General features: G+C 45.1%; 14 protein-coding genes. 9 read left to right on the plus strand and 5 right to left on the minus strand.

The annotated features are described in order from the left end of the window. Positions 1 to 163: 163 nt before the first annotated feature. Complete coding sequence (thrS, locus tag AC1DFM_RS33355; RefSeq protein ID WP_477081120.1) at positions 164 to 2,104, minus strand: threonine--tRNA ligase; 1,941 nt, start codon at positions 2,102 to 2,104, stop codon at positions 164 to 166. Positions 2,105 to 2,713: 609 nt separating this feature from the next. Between thrS and AC1DFM_RS33360 the strand changes: the two genes are divergently transcribed. After that, positions 2,714 to 3,085, plus strand: coding sequence for a hypothetical protein (locus AC1DFM_RS33360; protein ID WP_477081121.1), 372 nt, complete (start codon positions 2,714 to 2,716; stop codon positions 3,083 to 3,085). A gap of 108 nt (positions 3,086 to 3,193) precedes the next feature. Here AC1DFM_RS33360 and AC1DFM_RS33365 read toward each other — a convergent pair whose 3' ends face one another. Beyond that, positions 3,194 to 5,557, minus strand: a complete 2,364-nt coding sequence (locus AC1DFM_RS33365) for a TonB-dependent receptor (RefSeq protein ID WP_477081122.1) — start codon at positions 5,555 to 5,557, stop codon at positions 3,194 to 3,196. A 67-nt stretch (positions 5,558 to 5,624) separates the two neighbouring features. Beyond that, entirely contained in the window at positions 5,625 to 6,209 is a 585-nt protein-coding gene (locus AC1DFM_RS33370) for a DUF3347 domain-containing protein (protein WP_477081123.1), read from the minus strand. Positions 6,210 to 6,341: 132 nt separating this feature from the next. On the opposite strand from AC1DFM_RS33370, the gene AC1DFM_RS33375 reads away from it, so the two are divergent. The 7 genes from AC1DFM_RS33375 (at position 6,342) to AC1DFM_RS33405 (ending at position 17,371) form a co-directional block, all read left to right on the plus strand. Next, complete coding sequence (locus AC1DFM_RS33375; RefSeq protein ID WP_477081124.1) at positions 6,342 to 8,303, plus strand: ABC-F family ATP-binding cassette domain-containing protein; 1,962 nt, start codon at positions 6,342 to 6,344, stop codon at positions 8,301 to 8,303. A gap of 92 nt (positions 8,304 to 8,395) precedes the next feature. Continuing rightward, the gene (locus tag AC1DFM_RS33380; protein ID WP_477081125.1) at positions 8,396 to 9,082 is read left to right on the plus strand and encodes a response regulator; all 687 of its coding nucleotides are present in this window, start codon (positions 8,396 to 8,398) and stop codon (positions 9,080 to 9,082) included. A gap of 16 nt (positions 9,083 to 9,098) precedes the next feature. Beyond that, entirely contained in the window at positions 9,099 to 10,469 is a 1,371-nt protein-coding gene (locus AC1DFM_RS33385; protein ID WP_477081126.1) for a HAMP domain-containing sensor histidine kinase, read from the plus strand. 93 nt (positions 10,470 to 10,562) lie between these two features. Continuing rightward, positions 10,563 to 11,840 carry a TolC family protein gene (locus AC1DFM_RS33390; RefSeq protein WP_477081127.1) on the plus strand — a complete coding sequence of 426 codons (1,278 nt, stop codon included), beginning with the start codon at positions 10,563 to 10,565 and terminating at the stop codon, positions 11,838 to 11,840. 4 nt (positions 11,841 to 11,844) lie between these two features. Beyond that, a complete protein-coding gene (locus tag AC1DFM_RS33395; protein WP_477081128.1) occupies positions 11,845 to 12,936 on the plus strand; it encodes an efflux RND transporter periplasmic adaptor subunit in 1,092 nt (363 codons plus the stop codon). A 4-nt stretch (positions 12,937 to 12,940) separates the two neighbouring features. Further along, the gene (locus tag AC1DFM_RS33400; protein WP_477081129.1) at positions 12,941 to 14,257 is read left to right on the plus strand and encodes a carbohydrate porin; all 1,317 of its coding nucleotides are present in this window, start codon (positions 12,941 to 12,943) and stop codon (positions 14,255 to 14,257) included. Positions 14,258 to 14,269: 12 nt separating this feature from the next. Further along, entirely contained in the window at positions 14,270 to 17,371 is a 3,102-nt protein-coding gene (locus AC1DFM_RS33405) for an efflux RND transporter permease subunit (RefSeq protein WP_477081130.1), read from the plus strand. Positions 17,372 to 17,573: 202 nt separating this feature from the next. On the opposite strand, the gene trhO is transcribed toward AC1DFM_RS33405, so the two are convergent. Both trhO and AC1DFM_RS33415 read right to left on the minus strand, forming a co-directional pair. Further along, on the minus strand, positions 17,574 to 18,593 hold the full coding sequence (gene trhO, locus AC1DFM_RS33410) for an oxygen-dependent tRNA uridine(34) hydroxylase TrhO (RefSeq protein WP_477081131.1): 1,020 nt from the start codon (positions 18,591 to 18,593) through the stop codon (positions 17,574 to 17,576). Positions 18,594 to 18,704: 111 nt separating this feature from the next. Next, on the minus strand, positions 18,705 to 18,911 hold the full coding sequence (locus tag AC1DFM_RS33415; RefSeq protein WP_477081132.1) for a hypothetical protein: 207 nt from the start codon (positions 18,909 to 18,911) through the stop codon (positions 18,705 to 18,707). Positions 18,912 to 19,169: 258 nt separating this feature from the next. On the opposite strand from AC1DFM_RS33415, the gene AC1DFM_RS33420 reads away from it, so the two are divergent. Further along, a complete protein-coding gene (locus tag AC1DFM_RS33420; RefSeq protein ID WP_291923810.1) occupies positions 19,170 to 19,295 on the plus strand; it encodes a hypothetical protein in 126 nt (41 codons plus the stop codon). Positions 19,296 to 19,321: the final 26 nt, after the last annotated feature.

The following is a 19,321-nucleotide window of genomic DNA, read 5'->3' on the forward strand; positions in this document are numbered from 1 at the left end:
TAAAATTAATTGATAAATTGTCCAATTAGTCCATGGTCCACATATCGTCCATGGACCAAAAACAATATTTACAAAAATAAGAGGAAAATTACAGCAATAAACATACCTCAATTAAGTAATGTTCATTGTTTTATATACCTTTTTTCCACATTCATTTACTTCGTTATTCTATTGGCTTCCGGTTGGCCACTTCTTCGTTTATCAAAGCAGCAAATGCTTCGAGCGACATGGTTCCGAGATCTCCTTTAGATTGACGACGAACAGCTACTACATTGTCGGTTGCTTCTTTTTCACCAAGTACGAGCATGTATGGAATTTTTGCCAGCTCTGCTTCCCGGATCTTTTTACCGATTTTTTCGCTTCTGTCATCTATTTCAGCGCGAATTTCCGCTTTTTTTAGCAATTCTGCTACTTTTTCTGCATAGTCCTGGCTCTTATCGCTGATAGGCAGGATTTTCACCTGGGTAGGCGCTAACCACAGCGGGAATTTACCGGCGCAATGCTCAATCAGTACCGCGATAAATCTTTCCAGTGAACCAAATGGTGCACGGTGAATCATTACCGGACGGTGTTTTTGATTATCAGCGCCGATGTATTCGAGTTCGAAGCGCTCTGGCAGGTTGTAATCCACCTGGATGGTTCCCAGCTGCCATTTGCGGCCCAGCGCATCCTTCACCATGAAGTCGAGCTTCGGACCGTAGAAGGCGGCTTCATCATATTCGATCACTGTGTTCAATCCTTTCTCGGCGGCAGACTCGATAATAGCCTGTTCTGCCAGCTCCCAGTTTTCTTCAGAGCCAATGTATTTGGCACGGTCAGTCTGGTGGCGTAAGGAAATCTGTGCGGTAAAATCTGTAAAGCTTAAGCTGTTGAATACATACATCACCAGATCAATTACTTTCTGGAATTCTTCCTTCACCTGGTCAGGACGGCAGAATAAGTGCGCATCATCCTGAGTAAATCCTCTCACACGGGTTAATCCATGCAGCTCACCATGTTGCTCGTAACGATATACGGTACCGAATTCCGCGAAACGCACCGGTAAATCTTTGTAGGATTTAGGCGATACTTTATACAACTCGCAGTGATGCGGGCAGTTCATGGGCTTCAGCATAAACTCCTCACCTTCTTCCGGTGTGGAAATAGGCTGAAAACTATCCTTACCATACTTCTCGTAGTGACCGGAAGTGATGTAGAGATTTTTATTACCGATATGCGGTGTAACTACCGGCAGGTAGCCGCTTTCAAGCTGTGCTTCCTGGAGGAAACGTTGCAGACGTTCCCGCAGCATGGCGCCTTTAGGCAACCACATAGGCAGCCCCAATCCTACCTTCTCAGAGAAGGCGAACAGCTCCAGTTCCTTACCCAATTTGCGGTGATCGCGTTTCTTCGCTTCCTCAATCAGGGTCAGGTACTCGTCCAGTTCTTTCTGGTTAGGGAAAGTGATACCGTAGATGCGGGTCAGCATCTTATTTTTCTCACTACCGCGCCAGTAAGCACCGGCGATGCTCATGAGCTTAATAGATTTGATAAAGCCGGTGTTGGGAATATGCGGGCCACGACACAAATCTGTAAATCCTCCCTGCGTGTAGAAAGTGATATTACCGTCTGTCAGTTCACCGATGGTTTCCAGTTTGTACTGGTCGCCTTTTTCTGTAAAGTAAGCCAGCGCATCTGCTTTGCTGACTTCTTTGCGCACATACACACTATTTTGTTTAGACAGTTCCACCATTTTCGCTTCTACCTTTTTCAGGTCTTCTTCTGAAATGGTACGGTCGCCTAAATCAATATCGTAATAGAATCCATTTTCAATAGAGGGGCCATAACCCAGTTTCACACCGGGGTACAGGGCTTCCAGGGCTTCTGCCATGAGATGCGCAGAGGAATGCCACATCGTAGCCTTACCATCTTTATCCACCCACGTAAGCAGTTGCAGCGTGCTATCCGTTATAATCGGGCGCGTAGCGTCAACTACCTGCCCATTAACATTAGCGGCCAATACTTTGCGTGCCAATCCCTCGCTGATGGATTTGGCAATGTCCAATGCAGTTACTCCTGGTTCATACTGACGAACTGCGCCATCCGGAAAAGTGATATTTATCATACGTTTTGCTGTTAGCACCATACTTTTTCATATGGGCTATATTTCCTTTATAAAATGTTTGCGAAGTTAAGAAATAGTTCGTTAGCTTTTTGATAACGATGTTATTGAATTTAAGGATTTTAAAAATAATTATTTATACAGCGGTATGAGTTCAGTTGAAAAAGGTGTTATTTTTACGTTTGTAAACTAAAAAACTTACAAATATGATCAGGAATTATTTCAATCTGTACGACACTCTAACGAAAGAATTGTACATACCGGAAGCTAAAGCCAAACAACTGCTGATTATGATTTAAGAAAGTGCTGAAAAACATGCTGCCGGAGATAGTCAATGAATTGCAGATATGTTGGCTAAGGAACAACAACGTAAAGATTTAGCCAGACTGGCAAGAAGGGCCAAGCGTTGGACTATTGCACATTACACACTTCTTACAATTATGATCATGGGCTCGTTAATCAGCCTCTTGTTCTTCTAAGTATGATTCTTATTTTCTAAACTTGATACCTAAGATAAAAAAATAATATAGTTAAAAAAGATATCTGTCAATTTTTGAATTTAAAAAACAGGAATAGTTTAATTTCAATCTTGTAACAAAATTTGATTACACCATGAACACAATTGGAAGTTTAAAGATTTATGACATTTTCCGAAAGGACATGCACATGCCAGATGACAGGGCATTGGAAGCAGTAGTTGCATTGGATGATTTTTTCGACAAAAAAACGTCCGTCAAACTTGAGCAATTAGCGACAAGKGATGAGTTACTGGTAACCAAAAATGAACTTAAGCAGGAAATCCATACGGTTTCCGTGAGAGTTGAAAATCTGGCTTATAAAATGGATAATCATATGGCCTCCAAAGTTGACCTGGAAAAGGCTAAAACGTCCATGCAAACATTTAACGCCACCCTTACCATCGCGCAAGTTGTTACCATTATAGGGGCACTATTTGGCCTCCTTAAACTTTTCATACTGAAATAATTTGATAGTATAAAGTAGCTTCCATCGCGTATGTTCGATCCATTTAGTATGTCCGATCCATTATATATTTGCGCTCCACCTCTATTTTACTTAAAGCTTCCATCGTATTTAAAACCTGAAATTATACGTCACAGACGGTATAACCGGAAATAAAGACACCTGTTTTGCGTTCACCTTTAATGTCCCATCCAGCGCGCTTCCCGTTTGATCCAGATAAATGAAATAAGGATTTTTTCTACTGTACACATTGTAGATAGAAAATGACCAGCTGCTTTTGATACGCCGGTTCGGCTTCTTAGGCGTTGGCGTGTAGGTAGCCGATAAATCCAGCCGGTGATACGCTGCCATCCGGTAACCGTTAATTTTTCCGTAATCCTGCACCAGCGTGGTTTCTATTAAATAAAATTTCTCGGGCAACGTAGTGGTATTGCCAGTGCCGTAGATAAATATGCCCGAAAAAGTCCAGCGTTTACTCCATTCGTAAGTGCCTACCAGCGCCAGATCATGGCGACGGTCATACTTGGCCGGATAAGGCTTTCCATCATTTAAATCAGGGAATTGGCGCCAGGTCCAGGCCAGCGTATAGCCTAGCCAACCGGTAAAGCGCCCCTTCTTTTTATTCAGGAATAACTCCATGCCGTAGGCCCATCCTTTACCAAATACAAAGTCGCGCTCCGGATCATTCAAACTAGGAGTATAACCTTCCCTGTACTCAATCTGGTGGTGCATGTCTTTGTAATAGATTTCTGCGGAAGCCTCGTAGGCGTTGTCTTTAAAGTTGCGGAAGTATCCGGCGGTGTATTGCCACGACAGCTGCGGCTTTACCAAATAGGTACTGGGTACCCACACATCCGTAGGCAACGTGGTACCAGCATTGGATACCAGGTGAATAAACTGGTAGTTGCGGGTTACCGCCGCTTTGATGGAGCTCTTGTTATTCCAGGACCAGCGCAGGATCACCCTCGGTTCCAGGCCACCATAGCTCACTACAGACTCTCCGCGCCGATACACGGTGCTATCAGTTTTGTTGCCGGCCTCGTCGCGGGTATAGCGCGTATAAGGACCGATCTGCATAAAACCACTAAAACGTACGCCAGCATTGAGTTGCAGGTGCGGTGATATTTCCCAGTCGTCCATGAAATAGAGCGCTACTTCATGTGCATATTTCTTAAACGCATTTTCCGGCGAAAACTTCGTGCTGTCCTGGTTTCCCGAAATAGTAGACGGGGTAAAGGTGTGATGAATATAGTTACCTCCAAATTTGATATGGTGGTTGATATTGGGATAATAATCGATATCTGTTTTAGCGTTCAGATCACTGATACCGGAGGACAGCCGGAGGTCAAAGTTATTCTGCAGGGCGCTGAACTGAAATTTGTAATCGTTGTACAACAGGGATGTATTGGCAAACAGCTTTTTATTGAACACGTGATTCCAGCGTAAAGTGGCCGTGGCATTGCCCCAGGGAATTTTTACATTGAACGTACGATCCTTATTATTAAAGCTAAAAACATCTTTCCCAATATATCCGCTTAAATACACCCGGTCCTTATCGGAAAAGATGTAATTCATTTTTAGGTTGAGGTCATAGAAATAATAACCCGATCCCTTATACGAAGTATTATTGATAAAGGGTTTGGTGACAAGGTCTATATATGTGCGTCTGGCGCTGACGATAAATGAGGCCTTGTCTTTCTTCAGTGGCCCCTGGAAAGAGAGCCGGGAAGAGATGAGTCCTATTCCTCCTTCTCCCTGAAAATTTTTATTATTCCCTTCTTTCATGGCAATATCCACCACCGAGGATATCCGGCCGCCATAATTGGCGGGCATTCCACCTTTAATAAGGGTCGTGTTCCGGATGGCATCCGCATTGAATACTGAGAAAAAGCCGAAAAGATGGCCGGTGTTGTATACGGGAGCTTCATCCAGCAGGATGAGGTTTTGATCAGGACCACCACCGCGCACATAAAATCCGGCGTTACCTTCACCCGCGGCCTGTACGCCGGGCATTAGCTGCAGGGCTTTGAGTACGTCCACCTCTCCCATCAAAGCTGGTAATTTCTTTACCTGTAAAGCAGTCAGCTCTGCCCTGCCCATGTCTGTACTTTTTATATTGGCGTCCTTCCTTTTATCGGTGATCACCACTTCTTTTGCCTGATAAGAGCGCGGAGATAGCTCCAGGTGCTGGGTCATATCATCCTTCAGTGAGAAGGCAATGGCTTTGGATTCATATCCCAGAAAAGAATACAGCAGGATGTAGTTGCCGGCAGGCAGGGTAATGGAATAGAAGCCGTAATTGTTGGTGTGTACCCCATTGGAAGAATGCAGTACCTGTATAGTGGCTCCGGGCAGAGATTCGCCGTTGGTACTGTCTTTTATGAAACCACTGATGGTATATTGCTGTCCCTGTACGCCTGTAAAGGCACATAGGCAATAGAGAAACAGTAAAATGGGACCATAGCGTTTGATCATACCGTTAAATCATGGACAGCAAATACCGGAGTAATTTACGATTTACTGTTCATGATTTAACGACAACTTATTTATAGATTAAAGTATCCCTGGTTTCTCCGCAGGTGAGCATTTTATGACCGAAGTAGGGATTTTGTATGGCAGACTTGTTACTGAGCCAGTAGGCGCCCTTATCGTCGAAAGCCATGGGGCAGAACTGGTGATAAATAGTATCTCCTTTTAATCCGGTATTCTTCACAAGATCAAACAACATGTCGGACACCATTTGAAAAGAGGCCCGTTTGCCTTCCAGGCCGGTTTCCCCTTCAAAACCCGCCAGTTCCGCGCTGATACTGCCCGTAATACCTGCTATTTCTGCCAGGTGGCTGCTATCCATCTGTAAAAGCGATACCGGCAAACTATCGATATGCCCTTTCACCGCCGCTGCCAGCGTATTGGCGCGACTACTGTCGGCCTGCACCAGCGCATCTGTCAGCTGATAATAGGTATTCATGGTATTCGTCAGCGAATCGTAAAACACCTGGCTATAGGGCGCCTGCAAAGCCGCAGAAGTACTAACGGTTTCGGTAGCCTCCGGAGCTTGCTGGTGGCAGGCTAACAGGGAACTTACGAGCATTGCCAGTCCAACGGGAACGCATACTTTAAAATTCATAATTTTGTGCTTTGAAGCAAAGCTAAATAAATACCGTGGCATTTGTGGAGCATAACAACAGACAAAATCCACCAAATACGGACATTTATCCTTAACTTTGCACGTTTTTTATTCAATTTTTTTTTATTTTTTATGTTGATCGCATTACAGGACATTACGTTTGAGTTTGGATCCAGGGTGATACTGGAAGATTCTTCCTGGCATATAGAACCGGGCGACCGTGTAGGTCTTATCGGATTAAATGGTACCGGTAAATCCACCCTGTTACGCATTATCAATGGGGAATATTCAATTTCGAAAGGAAGTATTAATAAAAGTAAAAGTCTGACGATTGGCTTCTTTAACCAGGACCTGCTCAGCTTTGAAACCGATGAATCTATTCTCACGGTAGGCATGATGGCGTTTGGTAAAGCGCTGGAGCTGGAGAAAGATATTGAACGTATTACCAAAGAACTGGAAGATAGCCAGACTGATGAGCTGCTGCATGAATTCAGCGATAAACTGCATGAATTTGAGGCGCTGGATGGCTATAACATGAAGCATAAAACCGCACAGGTGCTGGAAGGCTTAGGTTTTACCACGGCCGACCTCGAGCGTCCTTACAGTCAGTTTTCGGGAGGATGGCGTATGCGTGTACTCCTGGCCCGCTTAATTCTCCAGCAACCGGATGTACTGATGCTGGATGAGCCCACGAACCACCTGGATCTCCCGTCTATCGAATGGCTGGAGAGATACCTGGTTGGTTACAATGGCGCCGTGATCATTGTATCGCATGACCGGTACTTCCTGGATCGTATGGTGAATAAGATCGTGGAAGTGTATCAGCAACAGCTGCATCACTATGCCGGTTCTTATGCCGACTATGAAGTGGAGAAAGAATTGCGTCGTGAAATGCAGCAACGTGCTTACGAAAACCAGCAGGATTATATCCGTCAGCAGGAACGCTTCATTGAACGTTTTAAGGCCAAAGCCTCTAAAGCCGCACAGGCACAGAGTATCGCCAAAAGGCTGGATAAACTGGAGCGTGTGGAACAAACGGATAATGGTCCGTCTAAAATCAAAATTAACTTTACTGTTGACAAAACACCTGGTAAGATTTTATGTACCCTGAATAATATCAGCAAAAGTTTCGGGAACATCGAAATCCTGAAAAATACCAGTGCAGAAATCAACCGTGGCGATAAAATAGCCCTGATCGGGGCCAATGGTAAGGGTAAGTCAACCCTCCTACGCATCATCTTCGGTATGGAGCCGATGGAAGGAGAAAGAGTACCTGGCCACAATGTAGTGACCAGTTTCTATGCGCAGCACCAGCTGGAATCGCTGGATATGGGCAGTGAAATACTGGATGAGCTGAAGAACTTCGGCAGCGGCCGCACCGAACTGGAATTACGCCAGTTGTTAGGTTGCTTCCTCTTCACCGGCGACGATGTATTCAAAAAGATCAAGATCCTGTCCGGAGGTGAAAAAGCACGTGTGGCGCTGGCCAAAACCATCATCAGTCAGGCGAACTTCCTGATGCTGGATGAGCCCACGAACCACCTGGACATGAACTCTGTACAGATGCTGATTGACGCCCTGAACAAATATGACGGTAGTTTGGTACTCGTATCGCACGACCGTTACTTCGTTAGCCAAACCGCCAATAAGATCTGGGAAATTGTGGACGGCGAAATCAAGGAATTCAAAGGTACCTACACGGAGTATGAAGAATGGAAGAAGAGAATGGCCGCTCAGCAACAGGCACCCGCAAAAACTAACGCCAACGCTGAAACGAAAAAAGATACCCGTCAGCAGAATAATGCCCCTGCTGTAGAAGCTGGTAAAGGCGCTATCAATAAAGATGTACAGCGCGAATTACAAAAACAGCAGAAACAGTTTTCGCAGGTGGAAGGTCAGGTTGCCAGCTTAAAGGAACGCAAAGCCGGTCTGGAAGCCAGCTTAGGCATGCCTGATATCTACAACGACAAAACAAAATTTGCACAGGTGGAAAGTGAATACCAGGACGTACAAAAATACCTGGACCGTGCCAATGAGCAATACGAGCAGTTATTTGAAAAAATAATGCAGCTGGAAGCGAGCCTTACGAACTAAAATATCTGTACATTCACCACACATCGCAATGTGTACATAGCCCGTTGCGATGTGTCTGATTATATTTTTTAACCATTTCCCTTTCCTGTATTATGCAAAAAATACTGGTAGTTGAAGACGAAGTTAAAGTGGCCAATGCCGTTAAGAAAGGGCTGGAAGAAAATGGTTTTGRCGTGGATGTAGCCTATGATGGCCGCATTGGCAAAGGACTTGCCACCAGCAACAACTACGACCTGGTGATCCTTGACCTGAACCTCCCCCATCACAACGGCTACGAACTTTGTGAAGTCATCCGCCACAAAAACAACCGGGTACCGGTCATTATGCTCACCGCGCTGGGCGGCATGGAAGATAAAATGCAGGCGTTTGAAATTGGCGCCGACGACTATCTTATCAAGCCATTCGATTTCCGGGAGCTGCTGGCACGTATCCGCGTATTCCTCAAAAGAGCCGGTTCTGAAGCCACCCATGGCACCCAGTATAAAATCAGTATCGCTGATCTGGAAATAGACCGGGAGAAAAAAGATGTTAGTCGTGGCGGCAAAAAAATTGCCCTCACCGCCAAAGAATATCAACTACTGGAATTCCTGGCCATGCACAAGGGCAAAGTGATTTCCAAGCTCACCATCGCAGAAAAAGTATGGGATATCGATTTTGATACCGGTACCAACGTCATTGAAGTATATATGAACTTCCTGCGCAAAAAAATAGACAAGGATTTTGACCAGAAGCTACTACATACCAAAACCGGTATGGGCTATTATCTCTCTGAAGAATAATCCCCGCTTAGGCTGATTGAAGATTAAGTACAAAATAGCGCTCTATTATACGATCTCGGCAACGCTGATGCTGATTGCATTTGCGGTGTTGGCCTACTATTTTTCTGCTAAGTCGAGAAAGGCAGAGTACCTGGAACGACTGGAATACCGGGCCCGTTCCATTGCCAATGTAATTATTGAAGATGGGAATGTCAAGGTGGATCTGTTGCGGAAACTGGATCGCACCACTTTCCAGGACCTCTACAAGGAAACTATCCTGGTATACAACCCCAACTATGATTTGCTGTATAGCAACCTGAAAGACACCACTGTTCGCACCCATCCTTCTTTGCTGAACTATATTAAGGAAAACAAGTTGTACAGCTATGAAAAAAATGGTGGCGAAGTAGTAGGCGTTTATTACACGGAGGGGGATGTTTCGGTGATTGTGCTGGTATCCTCTTTTGATAAATATGGTTTTCAGAATCTGCAGAACCTCAGCCAGATCCTGCTGCTGGAGCTGATTACGGCTGTAATTATCCTGGTAGGCGTGGGTTATTTCTTCGCCAGAAAAATGGTGCAGCCTATTGACCAGCTGGTGCAGCAGGTGGATAGCATCAACGCCAACAATATGCACGATACACAGGTGGCGGTGAAAGGAAAAGATGAAATTGCCACGCTGGGCGCCAACTTTAACACCATGTTGCAGCGTTTAAGTGAGTCATTCCATCTCCAAAAAAGCTTTGTCAGCAACGCCTCCCATGAGCTGCGTACCCCGTTGGCGGCCATTATCAGCCAATTACAGGTGGCGTTGTCTAAAGACCGGTCCAATGAAGAATACCTGGCTTTGCTAACGTCTGTACTGGAAGATGCTGAAAACATGTCGGACCTCTCCAATGGCCTGTTACAGCTGGCGCAGTCGGAAATGCGGCAACAGGAATTTGTGTTGAGCAATGTGCGCATTGATGAATTGCTCATGGAAATGACCACGCTGATACGGCTTAAACACAAAACGGCCAGCAAAGTGGAAATTCATTTTGTGAAAGTTCCGGACAATGATTTGCTGGTAACCTGCTATGGAAATGAAAACCTGCTGAAGGTGCTTTTCCTGAACCTTATTGATAATGCCTGTAAATTTTCGAAGAATAACACCGCATTGGTCACCATTGATTTTTTCACGCAATACATCCTGATACAAATAAAAGATACCGGTATTGGTATTCTTCCGGATGAAATCAATAAAATATTTGAGCCCTTCTATCGCGGCCAAAACGCCCTTCAAATCCGCGGCCATGGCCTAGGTTTGTCTATCTGTAAAAAAATCGTACAAATCCACGAAGGGCATATTACGGTGACCTCCACTCCTGCTGAAGGCACTACTTTTACTGTAATGCTTCCCCATTTATAATCCCGGCCTAATAATTCTTTAAGGTTATTTTAATGTCCGTTAAAGGCCCCTTTAATTCTGCTTCATGAGCTTTGTATCATGAAATTTGGATGTATGCGAACTAAAAGGATGCTGTTCCTAACAGCGTGCGTGTGTTGCCTGGGCTTTATTCAACCTTCACGGGCACAAACGTCTTCACAACCTATCACCCTGCAAGCCGTAGAGGATTCCTTCCTCCTGAAAAACTATTCTTTGCTGGCACAACGCTACCAGGTAGACGCTGCAAAAGCCTTGATACGACAAGCCAAGATGTGGAGTAATCCCTCTTTCAGCAGCGTACTCGGTTTCGGCAGTACCGATAAATTTAAGCCCTTCAATGTGGGCTCCGGTGGCGAAACGCAATATAATATTGACCAGCTCATACAGCTGGCAGGCAAAAGAAACAAGAGTATACAACTTGCTGCCGCTGCAGCGAAAATGAGCGAAGCCAACTTTGATGAGCTGGTGCGCACCCTCCGCCTACAGTTGCGCGAAAACTTCTACAATATCTATTACCAGCAACAAACCGAAACGGTATTGAAAGAACAGCTGGAAAATCTGCAAAAAATAGTAGATGCTTATGTTACTGCAGATAAAAAAGGCGCAGTAGCTCATTCGGACCTGATCCGGCTACAAGCCCTGCAGGTAGGCATCGAGAATGATTTTGCCGATCTGAAACAACAGGAATTAGAATCTCAAAAAAACCTGCAGCAATTGTTACATACCACGGCCTTTTATGAAGCCAGGCTGCAACCCGCCGACCTGGTTTCATATAGCCTGGATAAAATCCAGTTACAACCTTTGCTCGACAGTGTTGCGCAAAACAGGCCGGACGTAAGGATTGCCGACATGGAATACCAAACGGCCCAGCTGAATTACCGCTTACAGAAATCGCTGGCAGTACCTGATTTACACCTCGGGGCTACTTATGACAAGCAAGGCAGCTATGTCAATAATTTCGTAGGCCTCACATTGGGTATTGACCTGCCGGTGTGGAATCGTAACCAGGGAAACATTCGTTCCGCACAATTACAGATTGGCAGCGAAAAACAACAATTGCTGCAACAACAATCAATCGCACAAACAGAAGTGCTGAATGCTTATCAGCGCATCATCGCACTGGAAAAGCGTTACAAGGGATTTGACCTCCATCAGTTCCAGGGTGAATTTKATACCCTCATTGATGAGGTAGCCAAAAACTTCAGTAAAGGCAATATTTCCCTGCTTCAGTTTATTGACTATTTCAATAGCTACAGCGACAACGCGAAAAATATTAACAAGTTTTTATCCAACCGGGTAAATGCTTACGAAGAACTCAACTATGCAACAGGACAAGAACTATTTAAAAACTAAGCGCATGAAACAGCCTATCCTTATTATCGGCTTTTCGCTGCTGGCCGCCATTTTATGGAGCGGCTGCAAACACAGCCAGGCAGAAGATACAGAGAAGACCACTTTTGTACTCAGTGACACCATGTTGAAAAACATCCGCATTGACACAGCGCGTATGCAACCGGTATTGAATGAATTGCGTCTTTCCGGTAAGGTAACGCCCAATGGCGGTAAGGTATTGAAAGTATATCCGCTGGTAAGTGGTTATGTGGAAGATATTAAAGTGCAGCTGGGTGATTATGTACAAAAAGGCCAGGTACTGGCAGTAATACATAGTGCTGAAATTGCCGACTATGAAAAGCAACTGGCACAGGCCAACTCTGATCACAATGTGGCGGAGAAAAACCTGAAAGTAGCGCAGGACTTATACGACAGCCGGCTGAGTACTGAAAAAGATGTAGTCAACGCAAAAGGAGAAGTACAGAAGTCTTCCGCTGAAATCAACCGGCTGAATGACCTCTTTAAGATTTACCGTAAAGGTAAAGGCGCCACCTACCTGGTAACGGCTCCTATCTCCGGTTATATTATTGAAAAAAATATCAACAACAACATGGAAATCCGTTCGGACAACAGTGCCAACATTTTCACTATTTCCGAGCTGGATGATGTGTGGGTAATGGCCAACGTATTTGAAACGGATATTGCCCGCATTAAAGAAGGCTACGAGGCCAATGTGGTAACGGTGAGCTATCCGGACCAGCCCTTCCATGGCAAAATTGATAAGATCTACAACTTCCTTGATCCGGCTACCAAAACTATGCAGGTGCGTATCAGCATCGACAATAAAAACATGCAGTTAAAACCTGAAATGTTTGCCACCGTATATATTAAGTACCAGGATAACGACCAGAAAATAGCGATCCCATCGGCGGCCGTCATCTTTGATAACAGCAAGAACTATGTGCTGGTATTTAAAGATAAATTCAACATTGCAGTACGACAGGTGGAAGTAGCTAAAACATCTGGTGATCTTACGTATATCGCTTCCGGACTCAATCCGGACGAGAAAGTAATCTCCAAAAATCAACTACTCATTTACGATGCCCTTAAAGACTAGACTGGTGAAAAAGGCTTTATTTTTCATAGGAATGCTGGCCTGTAGCAGCGTACGTTTACTGGCGCAGGATAAGAAGACGGATAGCATTATCCCCTACACTTTCCATTTCCAGCAGACGTTGGTCACACAGTGGCACCCGGACTTTTCCGCAAAGTATTCCGGGCCCAACAGCTTTCTTACCCATGAAAAAAGTGCGACATCTATTACCAGTACTATTTACGCCGGCATTCGTCCGCTAAAAGATCTTGAAATATATGTAAACCCGGAACTCGCTGGTGGCGAAGGTCTCAGCCACGCTACCGGCATTGCGGGCTTCCCTAACGGGGAAACATTTCGGGTAGGTGATCCAAAACCTAAGATATACCTGGCCCGTGCTTTCGCGATCTATACGCTGCCGTTAACCACACAACGGGAAGCGGACGAGGACGACCTGAATAACGTGGCTGGCACTACGCCTACACATTATCTGCGCTTTATTGGCGGTAAATACTGCCTGGCTGACTTCTTTGACCAGAACGCCTACGCACATGATCCCCGGACCCAGTTCCTGAACTGGGCGCTGATGAGTAATGCTGCGTGGGATTATCCGGCAGATGTACGTGGCTATACCATGGCACTGACCATACAATACCGGAAAAATAACTGGATGGTACAAGCTGCCACTTCGCTGGAACCCACTACCGCCAACGGACCTACGCTGAATTACAATTATGGAAAATCCAACGGCGAAATACTGGAAGTAACGCACACGCATACACTCCACAAACGGGAAGGCAATGTGCGTGTAATGGCTTTCATTAACCAGGCGCCGATGGGCAACTATAACGAAGCGGTGAAAATGGCTACAGATACACCAGACATCGCAGCTGTCCGCAAAGATGGCCGTACCAAATACGGTTTTGGTATCAATATAGACCAGGCGCTTACCAACAGCGGCGGTGCTTTTCTGAAAGCATCGTGGAATGATGGTCATAATGAAACCTGGGCCTATACCGAAATAGATCGTTCCATCAGTGCCGGATGGCTGCAGAACGGCAGCAGCTGGCACCGTGGACAAGACAATGCAGGCGTAGCATTGGTGGTAAATGGTTTGTCCAAAGACCACCGCAACTATCTGGCTGCCGGTGGCAGTGGATTTATGGTGGGCGACGGCCAACTTAACTATGCCCCCGAAATGATTGCTGAAGTATTCTATCAATGTAACATTACCAGGCTACATATTGCCCTGAGCCCGGATTATCAGTTTGTGCTGCATCCTGCCTACAACAAGGACCGCGGACCGGTAAATATCCTGGGTATAAGGACCAGAGTGGCATTCTAAAGAACAGGAGTTATGAATAAATTCATTAGAAATATTGTAGCTTTTTCGCTGAGGAATAAGTTGTTTGTTTTCATCAGCGTAGCTACGCTGGTTGCTGCAGGCATATTTTCCTTCCTGCATACGCCGATTGAAGCATTTCCGGATGTAACCAATACACAGATTGTGATTGTTACCAAATGGAACGGACGCAGTGCTCAGGAAGTAGAACGTTTTGTAACGCTTCCCATAGAAGTGGCCATGAACGCAGTACAAAAGAAAACCAGTGTGCGCTCCGTGACCATGTTCGGCTTGTCTGTGGTGAAAATCATGTTTGAAGATGACGTAGAAGACTTCTTCGCCCGACAACAGGTTAACAACATGCTGGGAGGCCTGGGGCTGCCCGAAGGGGCCGACCCCGAAGTACAGCCGCCGTATGGCCCTACCGGCGAAATTTTCAGGTATTACCTGAAAAGCAATAAGCGCGATTCCCGCGATCTGCTCACCTGGCAAAACTGGGTGATAGACCGTCAGATCCGCAGCGTACCTGGCGTTGCCGATGTAGTAGCCTTTGGCGGCCAGGAGAAAATTTATGAGATTTCTGCCGACCCGGTAAGACTCGCCAAATACGATATTACTCCCCTGGAATTATACCAGGCCGTCACCAAAAGTAATGTGAATGTAGGGGGTGATGTAATTGAAAAGAACGGACAGGCCTACGTTGTACGCGGTATTGGTTTGCTGAACAGTATACAGGATATTAATAACATCATTGTACAAAATATCAACGGGGTGCCCCTGTTGGTAAAAGACCTCGCCAATGTACACGAAGCCTCTGCCCCACGTGTGGGACAGGTAGGCATTGATAAAAATGATGACCTGGTAGAAGGCATTGTGGTGATGCGCAAAGGTGAAAATCCTACCGAAGTACTCATCAAACTGAAAGAGAAGCTGAAAGAACTGAATGAAACCATTCTGCCGGAAGACATTAAAATGGAGACATTCTATGACCGGGATAACCTCATGGAATTCTGTACCCATACGGTAATGCACAATCTCGCAGAAGGTATCATTTTCGTGACGGTGATTGTGTTCCTCTTCATGGCCGACTGGCGTACCACCGTAATTGTGTCCATCATTATTCCGCTGGCGCTGCTCTTTGCATTCATGTGCTTACGCCTGAAAGGAATGAGCGCCAACCTGTTGTCGATGGGAGCTATCGACTTCGGTATCATCATAGATGGGGCCGTGGTAATGGTGGAAGGTATCTTCGTGATGCTCGATCATAAGGCCAATAAGTATGGCATGGCGCGTTTCAACAAAATGGCCAAGCTGGGCTGGATCAAGCAAACCGGTGGAGAACTGGCGAAGGCCATCTTCTTTTCCAAACTCATTATTATCATCTCCCTGATACCTATCTTTTCCTTCCAGAAAGTAGAAGGTAAAATGTTCTCTCCACTGGCGTGGACACTGGGCTTTGCCTTATTGGGCGCCCTCTTGTTTACCTTAACACTGGTACCAGTACTGTGTTCCATTTTGCTGAATAAAAATGTGAAAGAAAAACACAATATACTGGTGAATTTCTTTGACCGTATTGTGATGAGAGGCTTTGGCTGGACTTACCGGAACAAGCGTTTAAGTATTACGCTGGCCATTGCATTCATGCTGGTAACATTTGCATCCGCGAAATTCCTGGGAACAGAGTTCCTGCCGCAGCTCAACGAAGGCTCCCTCTGGGTAACCACCGAGTTGCCAATGAGTATGTCGATGACAGAAAGTACCAAAATGGCTCATGCCATCCGCGAAGACCTGGGCGGATTCCCTGAAGTAAAAAGGGTGCTATCTCAGGTAGGACGCTCTAATGATGGTACTGACCCTAACGGATTTTACTTCGTGCAATACCAGGTAGATCTGGCGCCCAAAGAAGAATGGAAACGCAAAATTTCGCAGGACGAGTTGATTTCAGAAATGGAAGGCCGCCTGAAGAAATACCCAGGTATTATCCTCAACTTCTCTCAGCCTATCAGTGACAACGTATCTGAAGCAGTGGCGGGTTTCAAGGCCGCCAATGGTGTGAAAGTATTTGGAGATGACCTGGTAAAATTAGAGGCATTGTCGCAGCAGGTAGTAGCCCAGCTGAAAACAGTACAGGGGATCAAAGATCTTGGGGTGATCCGTAACATTGGTCAGCCTGAAATGAGTATTAACCTGGATGATAATAAAATGGCCCAATACGGCGTAGCCACCGGCGATGCGCAGGCCGTGATTGAAATGGCGATTGGTGGTAAAACCGCGACACAGCTGTATGAAGGCGAGAAAAAATTTGATATCAGGATTCGTTACGATGAAAACTATCGTAAAACAGAAGACGATCTTGCCAACCTGATGGTACCCACCATCAATAATAACAAAGTGCCACTGAAAGAGATTGCCGAAATAAAAACCATTACTGGTCCGGCTTTCATTTACCGTGATAGCAACAAGCGTTTCATTGGTGTAAAATTCTCGGTGCGTGATCGTGATCTGGGTAGTACCATTGCGGAAGCACAGGCGCGTATTAACAAAGCGGTGAAGCTGCCGAAAGGCTACAGCATTGGCTGGACAGGGGAATTCGAGAATCAGGTGCGTGCTACCCAACGTTTGGGACAGGTAGTACCGATCAGTATCATCGCTATTTTCATGGTGTTGTTTATTATGTTGGGTAGTGTAAAAGATGCCGGGCTGGTGTTAATGAATGTGCCATTCGCATTGATTGGTGGTATCCTGGCGCTGCATGTGACCAATATGAACTTTGGTATCTCTGCTGGTGTGGGCTTTATTGCACTCTTTGGTATTTGTATACAAAATGGGGTGATCCTCATTTCGGTATTCCATAAAAACCTGGAAGACCGGTTATCACTGAACGAATCCATTAAACTAGGGGTACAAAGCCGTATCCGGCCGGTAGTGATGACCGCCTTGATGGCGGCGATTGGTCTGATACCGGCGGCCATTTCCCATGGTATTGGTTCCGAAACACAAAAGCCTTTGGCTATCGTAGTAATTGGTGGTTTGATTACCGCAACAGTGCTGACGTTGCTGGTATTCCCCATCATTTTCTACAGTGCATATAGAAGTAAAACAGCCATTAATCATTAGCTTTTAGCAGTTAGAAAATGTAGTGAAGATTACATGATGTTGGTCTTCATTACATTTTCTAACTGCTAACGGCTCAATTTTTTAGTTCGCATATAGGTTGATAGAATGGCTATAAAAAGAAAAGGCCGGATCACTCCAGCCAATTCAATTTTATAGTCAACTACTCCGCCCTGCCGAGAAGAAACAACGCGGGGCGGATTTTTTATTCTGGTATTCTTCTGCGTCTTGATTTATTAAACATCAATCCTTTTTCCACGCCTTTGCGCATTTCTGCCTGTTCTTCCACGGGGAGTGCGTGTGTTGTCTGACAGGATTCACTGCAGCAGCCATCATACTTTTTAGCACATTCCTCGCATTGAATAAAGAGCAGGTGACAACCATCATTCAGGCAGTTCGTGTGGCTATCACAAGGTGCGCCGCATTGGTGACACTGACTGATGATATCATCGCTGATGCGCTCACCGAGCCGGTCGTCGAATACAAAGTTTTTACCTTTGAATTTAACGGGCAGTCCCTGTTCCTTTGCTTTATTGGTGTATTCAATGATTCCGCCTTCCAGGTGGAATACATTTTTAAATCCATTGTGAAGCATGTAGGCAGATGCCTTTTCGCAACGGATTCCACCAGTGCAATACATGATGATATTTTTGTCTTTCTTATCAGCCAGCATATCCACGGCCATGGGCAGCTGATCACGGAAAGTATCTGAAGGCACTTCAATGGCGCCCTCAAAGTGTCCCACTTCATACTCATAGTGATTGCGCATGTCTACAATCACGGTGTTGGGGTCTTCAGTGAGTTCATTGAAGGCTTTTGCATTGACATAGCGACCGCGGTTTGCCATATCGAAGGTGGAATCTTCGATACCATCGGCCACGATTTTATCTCTTACTTTGATTTTCAATACAAAGAAGGATTTGCCGTCATCATCTACTGCAATATTCAGCCGGATGCCGTTGAGGAAGTCGATGGCATACAGCTGTTGCTTAAATGCCTCAAAATGATACTCGGGCACACTGATTTGTGCGTTGATGCCTTCATGGGCTACATAAATACGTCCGAATGTGTCGAGCTTAAAGAGATCCGCGTATAACTGATCCCGGAATGCTTGTGGGTCGGGAATTTTCGCGTACTGGTAGAAAGAAATAGTAACGCGTTTAAATGTTTCTTTTGCCAGCCGTTGTTTCAACTCGGCGGCAGATACTCTGTTGTGTAATGCCATAATTTCGCGTGAATTTTAAGGACACTTGCGTTGTGAACAAAATTCAATCAGTGCTTCTTCTTCATAAAAAGCAGCTAATCAGTGCGCAAAGGTAGCAAAAACGCCCGAATATCAGTAATGATAGGAGTCGGCTTCTTTACCCCAGTCGTATAATACTTGTAAAGAAAACCAGGCTATTGCGCTGATAATGAAGATATAACCGATAAAACCTGGGGTTCTTAATTCTACTGCACMTGGCAGATCGTTCCATTCCGTGATGTAGGCGGCAGCGGCCAGGATAATTCCTGCCAGCAGCGCGTAAAGGGCTAATTTTCTCATATCGATGATTCAAAAAACAAGGATCATTTGGCACGTACATGTGAGTAAAATGTGCACAGCGCCAGTCCAAATATACTTATCTTACTAACGTAATTTATCAACCAAAGGTTCATTTATCTAAAAAAAAATATTTTTGATTTTATAACTATTTGATAATTATTGTATATAAATTTGCATGTACGTTACAACCCCGATTGGCACCCTTTTTGGAAATTAGTTTTAGAGAAGCAATATTGTTTAACCCGAAAATGTTATGTTATGAGTATTTACATTACTTACTTTATTTATGCAGTTGTTGGTATCTGGATCTACAGATTACTGGCTTATTTCTTTGACGAAAAGAAAGAACTGAAAAGCAGCAGAAAGAAATCCGTGAAGTTTTAATGGCGCATGTGCGTATGGAGATACGG

This window comes from Chitinophaga sp. 05T412 (genome assembly GCF_056396465.1).